At 29.0% G+C, this 14,578-nt stretch carries 18 protein-coding genes and 1 pseudogene; 8 read left to right on the top strand and 11 right to left on the bottom strand.

The features are described from left to right. Window positions 1–608: 608 nt before the first annotated feature. The 5 genes from L2Z92_RS10570 to L2Z92_RS10550 all read right to left on the bottom strand — a co-directional run bounded on the left by L2Z92_RS10570 (window position 609) and on the right by L2Z92_RS10550 (window position 3,480). Window positions 609–836, bottom strand: a complete 228-nt coding sequence (locus L2Z92_RS10570; RefSeq protein ID WP_236452843.1) for a hypothetical protein — start codon at window positions 834–836, stop codon at window positions 609–611. Between the two features lie 365 nt (window positions 837–1,201). Further along, on the bottom strand, window positions 1,202–1,348 hold the full coding sequence (locus tag L2Z92_RS10565) for a hypothetical protein (protein ID WP_236452842.1): 147 nt from the start codon (window positions 1,346–1,348) through the stop codon (window positions 1,202–1,204). Window positions 1,349–1,473: 125 nt separating this feature from the next. Then, window positions 1,474–1,671 (bottom strand): hypothetical protein, encoded by a 198-nt coding sequence (locus L2Z92_RS10560; RefSeq protein WP_236452841.1) that lies wholly within the window; start codon window positions 1,669–1,671, stop codon window positions 1,474–1,476. Window positions 1,672–1,946: 275 nt separating this feature from the next. Beyond that, window positions 1,947–2,870 (bottom strand): NAD(P)/FAD-dependent oxidoreductase, encoded by a 924-nt coding sequence (locus L2Z92_RS10555; RefSeq protein WP_236452838.1) that lies wholly within the window; start codon window positions 2,868–2,870, stop codon window positions 1,947–1,949. Window positions 2,871–2,943: 73 nt separating this feature from the next. Further along, complete coding sequence (locus L2Z92_RS10550; RefSeq protein WP_236452836.1) at window positions 2,944–3,480, bottom strand: TetR/AcrR family transcriptional regulator; 537 nt, start codon at window positions 3,478–3,480, stop codon at window positions 2,944–2,946. Between the two features lie 72 nt (window positions 3,481–3,552). Between L2Z92_RS10550 and L2Z92_RS10545 the strand changes: the two genes are divergently transcribed. The 3 genes from L2Z92_RS10545 (at window position 3,553) to L2Z92_RS10535 (ending at window position 6,509) form a co-directional block, all read left to right on the top strand. Continuing rightward, the gene (locus L2Z92_RS10545; protein ID WP_236452835.1) at window positions 3,553–4,185 is read left to right on the top strand and encodes a hypothetical protein; all 633 of its coding nucleotides are present in this window, start codon (window positions 3,553–3,555) and stop codon (window positions 4,183–4,185) included. Between the two features lie 338 nt (window positions 4,186–4,523). Further along, window positions 4,524–4,712, top strand: coding sequence for a hypothetical protein (locus tag L2Z92_RS10540; protein WP_236452833.1), 189 nt, complete (start codon window positions 4,524–4,526; stop codon window positions 4,710–4,712). Window positions 4,713–5,132: 420 nt separating this feature from the next. Beyond that, window positions 5,133–6,509, top strand: a complete 1,377-nt coding sequence (locus tag L2Z92_RS10535) for a flotillin family protein (protein WP_236452831.1) — start codon at window positions 5,133–5,135, stop codon at window positions 6,507–6,509. A gap of 479 nt (window positions 6,510–6,988) precedes the next feature. On the opposite strand, the gene L2Z92_RS10530 is transcribed toward L2Z92_RS10535, so the two are convergent. From L2Z92_RS10530 to L2Z92_RS10510, 5 genes are all read right to left on the bottom strand, one after another. Then, the gene (locus L2Z92_RS10530) at window positions 6,989–7,654 is read right to left on the bottom strand and encodes a response regulator transcription factor (protein ID WP_236452828.1); all 666 of its coding nucleotides are present in this window, start codon (window positions 7,652–7,654) and stop codon (window positions 6,989–6,991) included. Window positions 7,655–7,656: 2 nt separating this feature from the next. Beyond that, window positions 7,657–8,421, bottom strand: a complete 765-nt coding sequence (locus L2Z92_RS10525) for a sensor histidine kinase (protein ID WP_236452826.1) — start codon at window positions 8,419–8,421, stop codon at window positions 7,657–7,659. Next, a complete protein-coding gene (locus L2Z92_RS10520; RefSeq protein ID WP_236452825.1) occupies window positions 8,391–9,017 on the bottom strand; it encodes a hypothetical protein in 627 nt (208 codons plus the stop codon). Before L2Z92_RS10520 ends, L2Z92_RS10525 begins: the two co-directional genes overlap by 31 nt. Window positions 9,018–9,102: 85 nt before the next feature. Continuing rightward, complete coding sequence (locus L2Z92_RS10515) at window positions 9,103–9,423, bottom strand: hypothetical protein (protein WP_236452824.1); 321 nt, start codon at window positions 9,421–9,423, stop codon at window positions 9,103–9,105. 113 nt (window positions 9,424–9,536) lie between these two features. Next, a complete protein-coding gene (locus tag L2Z92_RS10510) occupies window positions 9,537–10,007 on the bottom strand; it encodes a hypothetical protein (RefSeq protein WP_236452823.1) in 471 nt (156 codons plus the stop codon). 231 nt (window positions 10,008–10,238) lie between these two features. On the opposite strand from L2Z92_RS10510, the gene L2Z92_RS10505 reads away from it, so the two are divergent. From L2Z92_RS10505 to L2Z92_RS10490, 5 genes and pseudogenes are all read left to right on the top strand, one after another. Continuing rightward, window positions 10,239–10,709, top strand: coding sequence for a DUF1761 domain-containing protein (locus tag L2Z92_RS10505; protein ID WP_236452822.1), 471 nt, complete (start codon window positions 10,239–10,241; stop codon window positions 10,707–10,709). A gap of 76 nt (window positions 10,710–10,785) precedes the next feature. Continuing rightward, a complete protein-coding gene (locus L2Z92_RS10500; protein WP_236452819.1) occupies window positions 10,786–11,931 on the top strand; it encodes a GNAT family N-acetyltransferase in 1,146 nt (381 codons plus the stop codon). A 12-nt stretch (window positions 11,932–11,943) separates the two neighbouring features. Next, a complete protein-coding gene (locus L2Z92_RS10495; protein WP_236452816.1) occupies window positions 11,944–12,219 on the top strand; it encodes a class I SAM-dependent methyltransferase in 276 nt (91 codons plus the stop codon). A gap of 94 nt (window positions 12,220–12,313) precedes the next feature. After that, window positions 12,314–12,397, top strand: a pseudogene (locus tag L2Z92_RS21495) (class I SAM-dependent methyltransferase); the annotation flags it as partial. A gap of 33 nt (window positions 12,398–12,430) precedes the next feature. Next, window positions 12,431–12,613, top strand: coding sequence for a hypothetical protein (locus L2Z92_RS10490; RefSeq protein WP_236452814.1), 183 nt, complete (start codon window positions 12,431–12,433; stop codon window positions 12,611–12,613). On the opposite strand, the gene abc-f is transcribed toward L2Z92_RS10490, so the two are convergent. Beyond that, a complete protein-coding gene (abc-f, locus tag L2Z92_RS10485) occupies window positions 12,610–14,535 on the bottom strand; it encodes a ribosomal protection-like ABC-F family protein (RefSeq protein ID WP_236458845.1) in 1,926 nt (641 codons plus the stop codon). The two genes, L2Z92_RS10490 and abc-f, sit on opposite strands and share 4 nt — an antisense overlap. Between the last annotated feature and the right edge of the window lie 43 nt (window positions 14,536–14,578).

Here is a 14,578-nt window from a genome sequence, read left to right as displayed (position 1 = left end):
TCAAAAAAAGTTAAAAACAAAAAGACTTATTGCTCACGCAATAAGTCTTTTTGTTATAATCATTTAGACAGTTTCCTACCCTATTTAGATTTATTGCTTCCGCTTATAGATTTATATTACTCACAAAGATATGAGTAGACGGCTCTGTTAGTAACTGACAGAGTACGCATCACACCACCAAGCGTACGGTTCACGTACTCGGTGGTTTGCAAAAAGATGAGTTAGGTTGAATGAAACACCCATTATCTTTAAACATAACTTCATAACGACAAATTCAAAACTTTTCAGCCTCATTACTAAAAACCGTAAAAGTATTATTTATAGACGTAAACCCTCTCTAAATGAAAACTAAACTTTGAAGATAAAGCTACAAAAGAGTTATTTCAGAACTTGATTTTGAATATTTTTTAAAACAAAATATAGAAATCGAAAAATACAGTTCTGAAAATATTGAAAAATTATATTCAAGCTATGAATTTTATAAAACATAGTGTTGCTAGGGTCACATATAACTAACTAAATTAACTAGCAAATTAGAATACTTTTTAACTACAAAAAGGCTTATGAATACAAAATCGTACTCACAAGTCTTAATTAATTAATCTATATCAATAGGGATGTTTTACCCATCGTCCGTTCTCACAAATATAAATACAAGTGGGCAGCTGAGTAGAATTATCAGGCGGTTGTACTGCACAACCTTCAATAAGTGCACTATAATTATCATAAGCACAACGCTTTGCTGGTATAAAAATGGGGTCTCCACCTAATATGTTTTTTTGTTTACTTTTATCAAGGACTTTTACTCCCGATAACTCAGAAATTTTATTTAACATGATATTTTATTTTTTTATTATTATTCTCAAAATAGTAAAGTCTGTTGAGATTTAGACTGCTCCTGTACAGGGAATGTATAGTTATAAAAATAATAAAACTAAATCAATACCACCATTAAACTTCTGATATTTAACAAAATAGGCGCTTTTAACACCAAAAATATTAACGTTTCTAATAATCACTATTTTTAAAAGTTTTATCCTTCGGATTTTGCAAACTATTTAAAAGGCTACCTACAAAATTTTACAACTTAAATCTTATTAGTACAAGGTATAATACACAACAACCACTAAAAAGTAACTAATTCTAAATCCAACTTAACAAAAAAACCGTTGCAACAAAAATTGCAACAGTTTTTTTAGCATTAAGAAAATTTACTTTTCTTAGATTTGGCTTTCTTTTTAGCGGTTACTTTAACCACACCTCCACCTTTTACATATTTGTAGCCTTTCTTTAGTTTTGTTCCGCATGAGGTTAATGCTTCTTTTTTACTTACTCGTTTTATACTCATAATTGATTACGTTTTTTGATTGATGATTGATTTTCGGAAGTAAAAACTAATTAGCTCAAATTATGTATCCTCAACGTCAAGGAAATAAACACAAAAAAACTTACGAATCGTTAGGGTGTGCATTATTAGTTAGTGCGTTTTTTTCTGTTTGACAAAATTCTATAGACAATATCTAAATACTCCTCTTTACTCTTAACATCACTCGCTTTCTTTTTCCTTGGTTTTTCTTTTACTTTCAATTCTTTTTTCAACATCGCAATAAAGCGTGTCTTCTCTGCTTCGGGCAAGCTTTTATATATAGTATATACGGTTTCTGCAAACATGGTTTATAAATTTAAATGGTTTATAAAAATTAGCATCGCAAAGCGATATAAGCTAATCATTGGAATGGCTTTATTCATATTTTTCAGTTTTATTCTTATTCAATGTTTGTTGCAAAAGAGATAAAACAAGAGATGATTTGATTACTTTCTACAAAGTAAAAAAAAGAAAGTATGGAGGAAGAGAATTTAGAAACTCTAGATTAACTAAAAAAAGCTACTCACATAATTCTAATTATTAAAGCTTATGAAATACTAAAAAACACTATCTCCTACTGTTAACTCAACCAGCGTTCTTCAATAATTTCATATATAATCATTTCCGCAACTAGAGAACCTTCTGATGCAGCACCAATGATTCCTGTAAAATTATTTTTTGCATCTCCAATTACATAAATCCCCTCAATTGTTGTTTTTCCCCAATCGTTTGCTTGATACGTTCTTATTTCAGATACTTCTACCCCTAATTTTTCAGGAATATCTGTTGCTTGCTTTTCACCTGTACTAAACAGAAATCCACCTGTTCTTTTTATACTTTCTCCATTAATAAGCCTTACTTCTTTAAGACATCCATTTTCTGAAATTAATGTTTCTATTTTCTCTTCTACAACCTTAATATTATTTCTCTTTAAAGTCTCTTTCTCTGCACTACCAATTGGTTTTTTATCGTTAGTAAATACAATTAAATCGTTTGTCCAATTACTAATTATTTTTGCAAAATGCCCTACTCCTTCTTCACTTCCAAACAAGGCTAATGATTCATTTTTTCTTTCCCATCCATCACAAAAAGGACATGGAAATACTGTTTTTCCATATACCGCTTCTATTCCATTAAGATTAATAGCTGCTAAATTATCTTTATACCCAGTTGCGAATAAAATTCGTTTAGCAACAAAAACATCACCCTCATTTGTCTTTACTTTATAACCCAATTCATTTTTTTTAACTTGAACAACACTATCTTTTTTATATGTCACAGTTTTGTATTGCTCCAATTGCCTTTTTGCAATTTCAAGAAACTCACTTGGATGAAATCCGTCGCGAGTAAGAATTCCGTGAGATGCTTGCGTGATTAAATTTCTTGGTTTCTCTTCATTTATTATAACCGTTTTCATCAACCCTCTTCCCAATACTAAGGCTGCGCTCATTCCTGCTGGTCCACCACCAACAATAACTACATCTAATTCTATATTATTTATCATGTTATCATTATTTTTCACATTTTATACAAACAAAAAATCGAACTTAAACCAATTACTATTCACTAATGTTCTACTAAATTACAACTCCACTAGAAAAAGCTTTCCATGCTAACTCATTCGCTTTTTTTGGAGCAATAATTCCATCTTTTAATGCTTGATTAGTACTTCTTACTATTCCCATCCAGACATAAGACAACCATTCATTAGAAAGTTGCACATCAATAATTCCTAGTGATTTCAATTTATCTAAAAGTTTATAAAACAAGATTCCCATTTCTTTAAATTCTGCTTTTGTTTTTTCTTCCATGAATTCATCTGCAAATTTTTTACAAAACTCAAAATGTTGCCCTTTCTTAATATCGTCTTCAAACATTTGTTGTAGTTGATTAATTGCCGTTTTCTCAGTTTCAAGAACTCTTTTTACATCAACAAGCATATTCGACATAATAGTTGCTACACATTCTTTAATCATTTGTTCTCTGGAACTAAAATAACGATGAAGTGTTCTCCTCGACACCCTCGCTTTATCAGCAATTACATCCATATTACATGATTGATCTTCATTTAGCGCTTCGATAGCCGATTCGATTAAAATATTTTTTGTTTTCATTTCTCAATTTAAAGACTAATGTCGTATTTTTGCGACAAATATATGTTATTTTTCAAACTAAAAAGTATTATTATGATTAAAAAAGACAAAATGGAAGCGCTCTATAAAAAATATTATATTGACCGTAACTTTGAAAGAGAAGAGATTTTTACAGCATTAAAGGCAAAGTATGCTATTGAAAGTGTTTTATATCCTGGTAGTTTTGCACATATTACACCTTCTTTTATTTTTCCAAAAACTACATATATAGATAGTGACAAGGGAGCATTATCTTTTTTTGAAGAGATGGAATTTGTTAATGAGATGGCAATAAATAGAAAAAAGTATCAAGAAGATACTACTATTCAGTTTTTTGGCCAAAACTACAACAGTCCATTACCTTTAGCAAAAGAGTCTTTTGATTTATTAATATCCCATTATGGAGGAATCATTTCCCAACCGTGCAAAAAATATTTAAAAATAGGAGGCCTTTTATTAGTAAATAACAGCCATGCAGATGCAGGAGTAGCGTATTTAGATGACAATTTTACACTTATTGCAACAATAAATTGTGATAGAAAAAATAAAATTTCTGAAGAAAATCTCTCCTCTTATTTCATTCCAAAAAAGAAACAAAACATTACAATAACATCGTTAATTAATTCTCAAAAAGGAATTGGATACACAACAACAGCAGATTTATATATTTTTAGGAAAATAAGATAGTAAACTTTCATTTTATAATCATTAAAACGCAGAAACGAATACCTTAGAAAACTTATGTAACCAATAAAAAAGCAAGATTAATTCTATTTTTAAAATAAATAAGTTTTTATTCATCAAATCTTTAAAAGAAACTGATTTTATGTAATTCGTACGTATTTATACGTAATTCAAGCTGTTTTTTATACGTATAAATACGTATTTTGTTTAACCTACTACTTTATTTAAAACAAAGAAAAACTAGTTTGTTTTTATAATTTCATCTATTATTCATTAGAATTTTACAAATCGTTATCGCAACTTTTTGTATATTGTTGGTATTAATCTTAAATTATAAAATTATGTTGAAAAAAGTTTCGAAATTCGGTCATGTTTTAAACAAGTCTGAACAAAAAGTGGTTTTTGGAGGTATCCGCTCTATTTGCCCAACACCAGGTAATTATTGTCCAAATGATGCAGCAATGATTCCTGTAAACTGTATTACTGACATTGCTTACTGTTGCGTGAACAACACTTGGAAAGCTTGCTAAACATGCAATGAGTGTTTTTTTTACTGCTTATTTAACCTCTCCCTATACTTCAATCTTTATTTTTTTTAAATATTTTTTGCGAAAAATATATTCATTCTATACTTATTTCCAACTCTTTTTATCAAAATACATCATAAAATATCAATTCGAAAAAAAGATTCAAAACATTAATAACTAGCAATTTAAATTATTCTTCTAAAAAATATTTAACTTTTTTTGTAACTTTTTAACATAACTTAACGTACAATTACTATAGAACAAATCTAAACTAGTTTTTAATACCGGTCCATAAAAAACTAATAGATTTAAAACAATAATTCGTTTTAAACCCAGCTTGAATTAGCAAAGAACTAATCAAGCACCAATAAAATGTTCTAATTACAAAAACAAACTCAATAGTATTAATTTAATTTATTAACCATGCTAACATTTTTAGGCTTTTTATTTGTAATTCTTGCAATTACAATAACATTTGTTCAACCATTTATTCGTAAAAAACATGACGATCTAATTAAAAACGGAAGTAAAATTCCTCCTTATATTGGGTTTATTGCCATGTGGGATCTTAAATTAAGATCTGCTCTTTTTGGATTTGGATTATTTATGTTACTATTAGCAGAATCTGTAATTTTTGCAAAAGAAGGACATCAATATTACATCTTAAGTCCTACGGGTGCTCGTTCAACAATAATGTCTCCTGGAATTAAGTTCATTGTCCCTTTTAGTAAAATTCAAGAATGGGAAAAGTTTATTGATATTAAATGTGTTGCTTTAGACAAAAAAGGGAACTACAAACAAGATGTTACAGGCATTGAAGGAATTATTCCAAACGGTATTAACGTTCGATTTATAGATAAAGTAGATGCCAATGTTTATGCATCCGTACGATTCGAAATGCCAAGTGATGATATCGCATTTATTAAATTAGTTGAAACCTACAGACAACCTTCTAACTTAATTAACAACACTTTGCTTCCAACGGTTTCTGAGCAACTTAAGAATGTAACGTTTATGTATTCAGCTGAAGATTACGTTTCAGGTTCAGCAACCGATTATAGAATGACAATTGAAGACGCTTTAAAAAATGGCGGTTTTGTCGTTAAAAAAGTAGAAGTTAGAGATACTATCTATAATGAAGTTGGAGTAGATTCTGTTCTTAAAAAGAAAAGAGGAATTAAGGAGATTAATAAGTTCATTCGTAACGAAAAAATCTTTGTAAACGGCATTCCTAAAAGAATTCCACATGAAATTAATGTAAATAAGATTATTACTGCACAAGTAATTATTGATGATGTAGACTTAAACAAAGCCTTTGAAGACAAACTAAAACAACAACGTGATATTTCTGCTGAAAAAATTATTGAAATTCAAAAAGTAGAAACTGCTAGAGCAGCACAACAACGTATTGTTGCTGAAGGTGAAAGAGACAAAGCAGCTGAACGAGTTAAACAAGAGAAAATGCAGGTAAACACTTTAATTGCGATAGAAACTAGAGTTAAAGAAGAAGAATCGAACAGGCAATTAGCAGAAATTGCTGTTAAAACTGCCGAATTAGAAGCGAGAGCTTTATTAATTAAAGAAAAAGCAGAAGCTGATGCTAACCGTTTAAAAGTAAACGCTGGTTTAACACCTCAAGAAAGAGCACAAATTGAAAAAGAAACGCGAATTGGAGTGGCTCATGAGTTATCGAAAATGCAAGTTCCTACTAATATGATTATAGGTGGTAATGGAGGTAATTCGACAGAATCTTTATTACAAATTAAATTATTAGACGATATTACGAAGAAGCAAAAATAATCACATTACCAAAACGCTACGTTTAGATATTAAAAACCTCATATTGCATGAGGTTTTTTTTATATTCTATTTTGATAATTTATTAAATACTATTTGATCTTTATAAGAAAAAACGCAGATTCTTAAAAAATCAGAATAAAAAAATGTCATTAAATCAAGGTCACTCCATACAAATCAAGTTCCGTAAGTATATTCTTTCTATTAATAAAGTTAAGAAGTGATAATACCTATTCTCTTTGGTATTTCATTTAACTTTCAAATTTACAATACTTTATAAAAAACAAAAAAGCCCAACTCTTTACGAGTTGGACTCTTGTAGCAGCTTATTTTATAAAACATCTTAAACCACTGCTAAAAACACTTAACTATCACTCCAAATATAAGAACAATAATTCACCCGTGCAATACGTATTTATACGTATTTTTAGCCTTTTTTTGTACGTATAAATACGTAGTTTTGGAAATAAGATGTCTTTTTTCTAAATTTCATCGATTGCAATGAGTTGATGTTTCAATGCGAAAATTACAACTCCGATAAAATTCTTTGCTTTTGTTTTTTCTAAAATGTGTCTTCTGTGCGATTCAACTGTTCGAACATTAATCTTTAACATATCGGAAATTTCTTTACTACTACTTCCATTCGACACGAATTTTATAATTTCTATTTCACGAGTCGTTAATAAATCTTCATCTATAACTATTGATCCGTTTTCTTCGGGCTTTTTATTCTCCCAAAGCATCACCTCTCTAATAATATTTCCTAACTCTTGACCAAAATAATATCCGTTTTCTTTAACACTCAGAATTGCACCCTGTAATTGTTCTGGATCTGAATTTTTGGTAAAGAAACCATGTGCACCAAGCTCCATTACTTTATGAATACTTTCTTTAGTAGTTAACTGAGAAATGATTAACACAAAAATGTCTGGGTATTTATCTCTAAGTACTCTACAGGTTTGATATCCGTCCATTTCAGGCATTTGAATATCTAATAATACTAAATCAATTTTAAATTCATTTAGCTTATCTAAAAAATCTCTACCATTATTGGCTTGAAAAACTACTTCTATATCGTCAAAAGAGTTCAACAAATGTGCTAAACTTTTTCTAAAAAGCTGATGATCATCTACAATTGCTACTTTCATTTCTATACTTTTTTAATAGATATCAAAAATTGATTTCCGTCACTTACGTTTTTTTGTTTCAAAACTGACTCAATTACTTTTAACCTTGAATTAATATTTTTAAGCCCAGTTCCTTTCGATACTTGGTATAATTCTTTAAAATTATAAGGTGTTCCATCATCGGTAATTATAATATTATATACTTTTTCTTCAAAAGTTATACCAATACTACATTTAGTTATATTACCGTATTTAATCATATTTGTAGTGAATTCTTGTATGATTCGAAACAATTCGTAGGATATTTCATTAGATACATCAAAAAAAACAAGATCCGTTTCTAAAGAGAAATTTGCAATTGTTTTACTGTTTATTCTGTCAAAATAGTCTTGAAGAGCGACTATAAAACCTGAAGATTCTAATAAAGGCGGCATTAATTTATAAGAAACAAGTCTTGTATTTTCAAGAGCAGCTTCTACTCCTGATTTTATTTCTTCAAACAAGGATTTTTTTTCTTCATCTTGTTCTGTTTTATACAAAACAGATAAAAAATTACGAATTGCATTTAAGTCTCCTGATACTCCATCGTGAATATCTGCAGCAATTCGCTTACGTTCCATCTTTTCAGATTCTAAAGATGTTTTAAGTAACAATTCTGCTTCTTTCCGCTTAACTTTCATCATATTAGTTTGATAAAAAACGGCTAAAAACAATACAAACAATACTAATAAAGTAATTAGTCCTGTTCCAATAAGAATTAATGTTCCGACTTGATTCGTGCTTTCCAAACTGTAAATATTAATGTAACCCTAAGAATGAGGTTAAAAATAATGATTAAAACCCAATAATCAAGTAATTTTATTGAATCATTATTTATAATATAGTCAGCCATTAGAAAGACTAAAAAAGTTCCTGTGAAGTATATTAAAAGACTTGAGATATAATAAAACTCGGTTCTACGGTATAATGCTTTGTCTTCCATTTTCTTAAAAACATCTACAAACCATAAAAAACTACTTACTACCACCATAAGTGTTATAGCAATCGTTAATGGTAAGTCTTCTATTATCTTATTTTTTGGTGACCAATCAATCAATAAGTAACCGTAAAGCAATAAATAAAGACTTCCATAGATTATATAGCATTTTTTAAATTCTAAAATTTTATAATAAAAATACCAAACAACGTAAAACTCAAGTAAAGAGTATATTCTAAACCAATACCCCGTATTTAACCTTAATAAATAAGTTCCAACATACTCATATAAACTCGCTAATGCTAACAAAGACAAAAAAGGCAAGAAATAATAAGTAGCAACTCCAACTTTTCTATTTATTATATATAAAAATAATGGAATTATACCTAGCACATAAATAAAATTCATTAGGTTGTCATTAATCATAAATCAATTTTATAAATTTCATTAAACAATCAATAAAAAAGAGAACACTTTGCTCTCTTTTTTATTCTTATTTATCACCTCCTAATGGACTTTCAGGATCACAATATTGTGGACATGGATTCATTTTATCTAAAATAACACCGTCGGTCATATCATTACCCTCAGCATTCACACCTACCAAAACAGGAGCAAACCTTTCTAAATCAACATCATAACCATTATAAACACGAATACCTACACAGCCTTCTTGCTTTAGAATTAGATTTAAACTATTTACACCCACAAATGAAGCTTTAATTTCCTTAGGGAATTTATTTTGGAATTGTTTCGTTAGTTCTACAGCATCACTCAAAGAAATTTCAGAACCTGAATTTTTGTTTATCGACATATTATTAAAAGTTTTGGGTTAATGCCTCTAAGTTATTCATTTTTCTTTAACATTTAAAATATTGTAACTCATTTATTGTAATTTTACTTACAATTTATAAGCATTAAACATTATTAAATAGTATTGTCTAACCTATAATTTCGTCTCGTAAATAGATTTTTTCCTATTACCCACAAAATTTTAATTGCTATAAAGCTAAAAGCATAGGCTAAAAAATGTTTAAAATCATAATCTAGAATAAAATTCAATAACATGGCACAACTTAAGTATCCAATTGATGAAATCATAGAGTTGATAAACACACCTGATGGATTATCAATATATTTTATACTTGAAGGATGAAACATTAATACAAATGAAGAAATCCCCACGTTTATGAAAAACCAAATACTAGACATTAAGAAACTTATTCCTATCATGTAATAAAATTTGATATCAAAAATAAAATTCTCATCTAGTCTATTTATTAATTCTGATTTAAAAAGGAAAAATGCAATAAGAAAATAATAAGTTTGACCTAATACGGAAAAAAATATTGTTCTCTTACCAATTTGCAACTCTCTAATTATTGAAATGAAATTCATTTTTATTTATTTTCTACTTTATTTTAAATTATCAACTTTTCAAATCTAGTTACAATATCAATACAAATCAATACGTATAAATACGTATTTTTGAGGGTATTTTGTACGTATAAATACGAAATTGGCTCTTTTTCCTTTTTTTCTTGTAAGAAAACCATAAAAAAAACACTCATTTTTTCATGAATAATTTTTCTTATATTTGATATAATTAACCCAGTAAAAACTATAATTATGAATTTTTTAGCAATTTTAGTTGCAGCACTAAGTACGTTTGCTCTTGGAGCAATTTGGTACAATCCAAAAGTATTTGGTACTGCTTGGATGCAAGAATCTGGCATGACTGAAGAAAAAGCAAAAAAAGGTAACATGGCAAAAATTTTCGGTTTTGCTTTCCTATTTGCTATTCTCCTTGCTTTTATTATGCCAACATTAGTCATTCACGAAACTGGTGTTATACAAGCAGCTGGTGGTGACAGAATGGATCCACACGTTTTAGCGTTTTTAAAAGCACATGGTGGTAAGTTCTCTTCATTCAAACACGGTGCGCTACATGGTGCAGTATTGGGTGTGTTTTTTGTTTTACCTGTATTAGGAACTAATTCCCTTTTCGAACAACGCAGTTGGAAATACATCTTTATTAATGCAGGATACTGGACTGCAAGTTTGATTATCATGGGTGGAATACTTTCTGCTTGGCAATAAAAAAATAAAATTGTTCATCAATTAACATTTAATTATATATCAATCGTCCTATTTTTGCGAGACGATTTTTTTAACATTGGAAAACATTACTTTTAGAATATACAAAGATGTTGCTACATTACCCGATAATTGGGATAGTGTTGCCTCATCGAATCACTTTTTACAAAGACCCTATTTATGTGTTCTACAAAACTCCGCACCAATAAATATGCAGTGTTTTTTTATAGGCATTTTTGAAAAGTCTGAACTAATTGGTGTTTCAATTGCTCAATACTTAAATATAAATCAATTAGAATCTTTTGGAGAAAGAGATCATTGTTTAAAAACATATATAAGGAATTTTATTTTCAAGTCCTTTTGTTCCCACGTTCTATTTCTTGGTAACAACATGATTACTGGAGAAAATAGCTTTACCTTTAAAAAAGAAGTTAGCACAAAAATAATTAGTAGAATTCTTATCGATTGTACCGATCATTTAATTGATTATTTCAAAAAGAAGAAAGTTAAAATTCATATTGTTACATATAAAGATTTCTACAAAGATTTTACTGAAGACTTAAAACGTTATGAGTTTAATCGGATATATGAATTCAACACGCAACCTAATATGATTTTTCATTTATCTGATGAATGGAAAACTAGTGCCGATTATGTTGGTGATTTCACAAAGAAATATCGTGATCAATATAAAAGAGCTCATAAAAAAATTGAAGGAATAACTACAAAAGAATTATCTCTTGAAGAAATTCTGAAAGAAGAAGAACGAATCTATGAATTGTATCATTATGTAGCGCTAAACGCTCCTTTCAATACTTTTTTCCTTTCTAAAAATCATTTTTCTTTTTTCAAAAAGCAATGTGGTAAAAGGTTTAAATTATTCGGATATTATAAAAATGATATACTTATTGGATTCCACACCCTTCTTTTAAATGAAGAAATGCTTGAAACCTATTTTCTAGGTTATGATGAAAAATTCCAGAAAGAACACATGTTGTATTTAAATATGATCTATAACATGACTGAATTTGGAATTGAAAACAATTTTAAGAAGATTACATTTGGTAGAACTGCTTTAGAAATAAAAAGTTCAATAGGTGCAAAACCAGTAATTATGACAGGTTTTATCTATCATACTAATAGTTTAATAAATAAAATATTACCCAAAATATTCAACAAGTTAGAGCCTGAAGTTATTTGGCAACCAAGACATCCTTTTAAATAATTAATTGTTAAGATGAAAGAATTATCTAAAGAAGATTATAAAGAATTAGCTTCACAGCTAAGAAATCCAAGTGGAGAAAACGGAACTGAAATGGGACATGTAATGAATGAAACAAACATGACCATGACAAAAGAAACAATCTCAAATCTATCTTTGGTTGATAATGACATCGTTTTAGAATTAGGTCACGGAAACGGACATCACATTAAAGATCTATTGACTCAAGCAACAAATCTATCTTATATCGGCTTAGATATTTCACCTTTAATGAATGAAACAAGAGTCTGAAAAATTTTGTCAAAAAAATGAACTTATCAATCAGACTTCTTTTTATTTATATGATGGAAAAACCATTCCATTAGCTTCTAATTAAGTAGATAAAATATTCACTGTAAACACTCTTTATTTTTGGGATGAACCTGATTATTTATTAAATGAAATATTCAGAATACTTAAGAAAAAAGGGAAATGCTACATTACTTTTGTTACAGAAGAGTCTATGAAGAATCTTCCTTTTACAGAATTTGGATTCACTAAATATAATGAATCCAAATTTATATCTTTTATTGAAAAATCAGATTTTAAGCTCACAACCATTCAAACTAAATCGGAAACAATCAATAGTAAACTAGGTACTTTGGTACAACGTGATTTTATTATTGGGCAATTAGAAAAAATCTAATTCAAACCTTCTAACTCTAATTGTACATTCTCCCAGCTCTCTAATAACTGATCCAATTCTTTCTTTTTCTTTTCATAAGCTATAAAGAAAGAAGCATTTTCTATTAATTTATCATAATTAGAAGCCAATTCTTTATCATCTTTCTGAATATCATTTTCCAATTGTTTAATTTGGCTCTCTACTTTACTTAATCTATTCTGCAATGATTTTTGCTTTTTTTGCTCTTCATAAGAAAGGGCTTTCTTTTCAACTTGGTTTGCAGATACATTTTTTGAAGCTTTAGGCACATCTTTAGTTTCAAAAGCACGCATGTCGTTTGCATTACGTTGTTCCAAAAAGAAATTGATATCTCCTAAATATTGTTTAATTTTTTGATCTTTAAATTCGTAGGTAACATTTGCTAAACCTTGAAGAAAATCTCTATCATGTGAAACAAGTAACAAAGTTCCTTCATAATTACACAAAGCAGCCTTTAAAACATTCTTAGACTTAATGTCTAAGTGATTTGTTGGCTCATCCATTAGAAGAACATTTATTGGCTGTAAAAGCAACTTACACAAGGCTAAACGATTCCTTTCACCCCCAGAAAGCACCTTTACTTTCTTTTCAACATCATCGCCTCTAAACAAAAATGAACCTAACATGTCTCTAACTTTAGAACGATTTGAATCTAAAGCAGCTTCCAACATTGTATCTAATAAGGTTTTTTCTCCATCTAAATATTCCGCCTGATTTTGAGCAAAATAGCCTAACTGAACATTATGTCCTAATTTAATTGTACCATCATATTCAAATTCATCAACAATTGCTTTAATGAATGTAGATTTTCCTTGACCATTTTGACCTACAAATGCAATTTTACTTCCTCTTTCAACTAAAAGCGAAATATCTTTCAAAATCACTTTTTCTCCGTAGGCTTTAGTAACATGTTCTGCCTCTACAACTACCCTTCCAGGCACTTGCGAAACAGGAAAAGAAATATTCATTACCGAATTATCATCTTCATCAACTTCAATTCGTTCAACTTTATCTAACTTTTTAATTAAAGATTGTGCCATTGAAGCTTTTGACGCTTTTGCTCGAAACTTTTCAATTAATTTTTCAGTTTCTTCAATCTTTTTTGCTTGATTTTTTTGTGTTGCTAATTGCTTTTCACGGATTTCCTCTCGCAGTAATAAATATTGAGAATAAGGTTTATTGAAATCATAAGCTTTTCCAAGCGAAATTTCAATTGTTCTATTAGTAACATTATCTAAAAACATTTTATCGTGAGAAACAATCACAACAACTCCAGAGAAATTTCTCAAAAACCCTTCCAACCAAATAATACTTTCAATATCTAAGTGATTGGTTGGCTCATCAAGAAGTAAAATGTCATTCGATTGCAATAATAGCTTTGCTAATTCGATACGCATTCTCCAACCTCCAGAGAAAGTATTTGTTAAATTATTAAAATCTTCACGTTTAAAACCTAGACCTAATAATATTTTTTCAGTATCACCTATATAATTATAACCACCTAAAATTTCATAATGATGAGTTACTTCTCCAAGTTCTTCAATTAATTCAGAATAAATCTGACTTTCATAATCTGTTCTTGTAGCTAACTGATGATTAATTTCTTCAATTCGAAATTCTGCTTTTTTAATTTCCTCAAACGCTTGATATGCCTCTTCGAGAACAGTTCTTCCCTCTTCAAAATCTATATCTTGACGAAGAAATCCCATTTTCACTTCTTTTTCGGTAGCAATAACACCAGAGTCAGGTTTAAAATCACCAGCCAATATTTTAAGCATAGTCGATTTTCCTGCTCCATTTTTCCCTACAAGTCCAACTCTATCTCCTGAACCTAAACGAAATGTTACTTCTTCAAAAAGATACGTTCCTCCAAAAGAAACTGATAAATTATGTATATTTAGCATGATAGTTTTGTTACAATTGTTACTCATTTACTTTGTGTAAACA

The sequence above is a fragment of the Flavobacterium jumunjinense genome (assembly GCF_021650975.2).
GTDB classification, from domain to species: domain Bacteria; phylum Bacteroidota; class Bacteroidia; order Flavobacteriales; family Flavobacteriaceae; genus Flavobacterium; species Flavobacterium jumunjinense.
The sequence above is the reverse complement of the archived record's forward strand: the minus strand, read 5'-3'. Positions and strand labels throughout refer to the sequence as shown.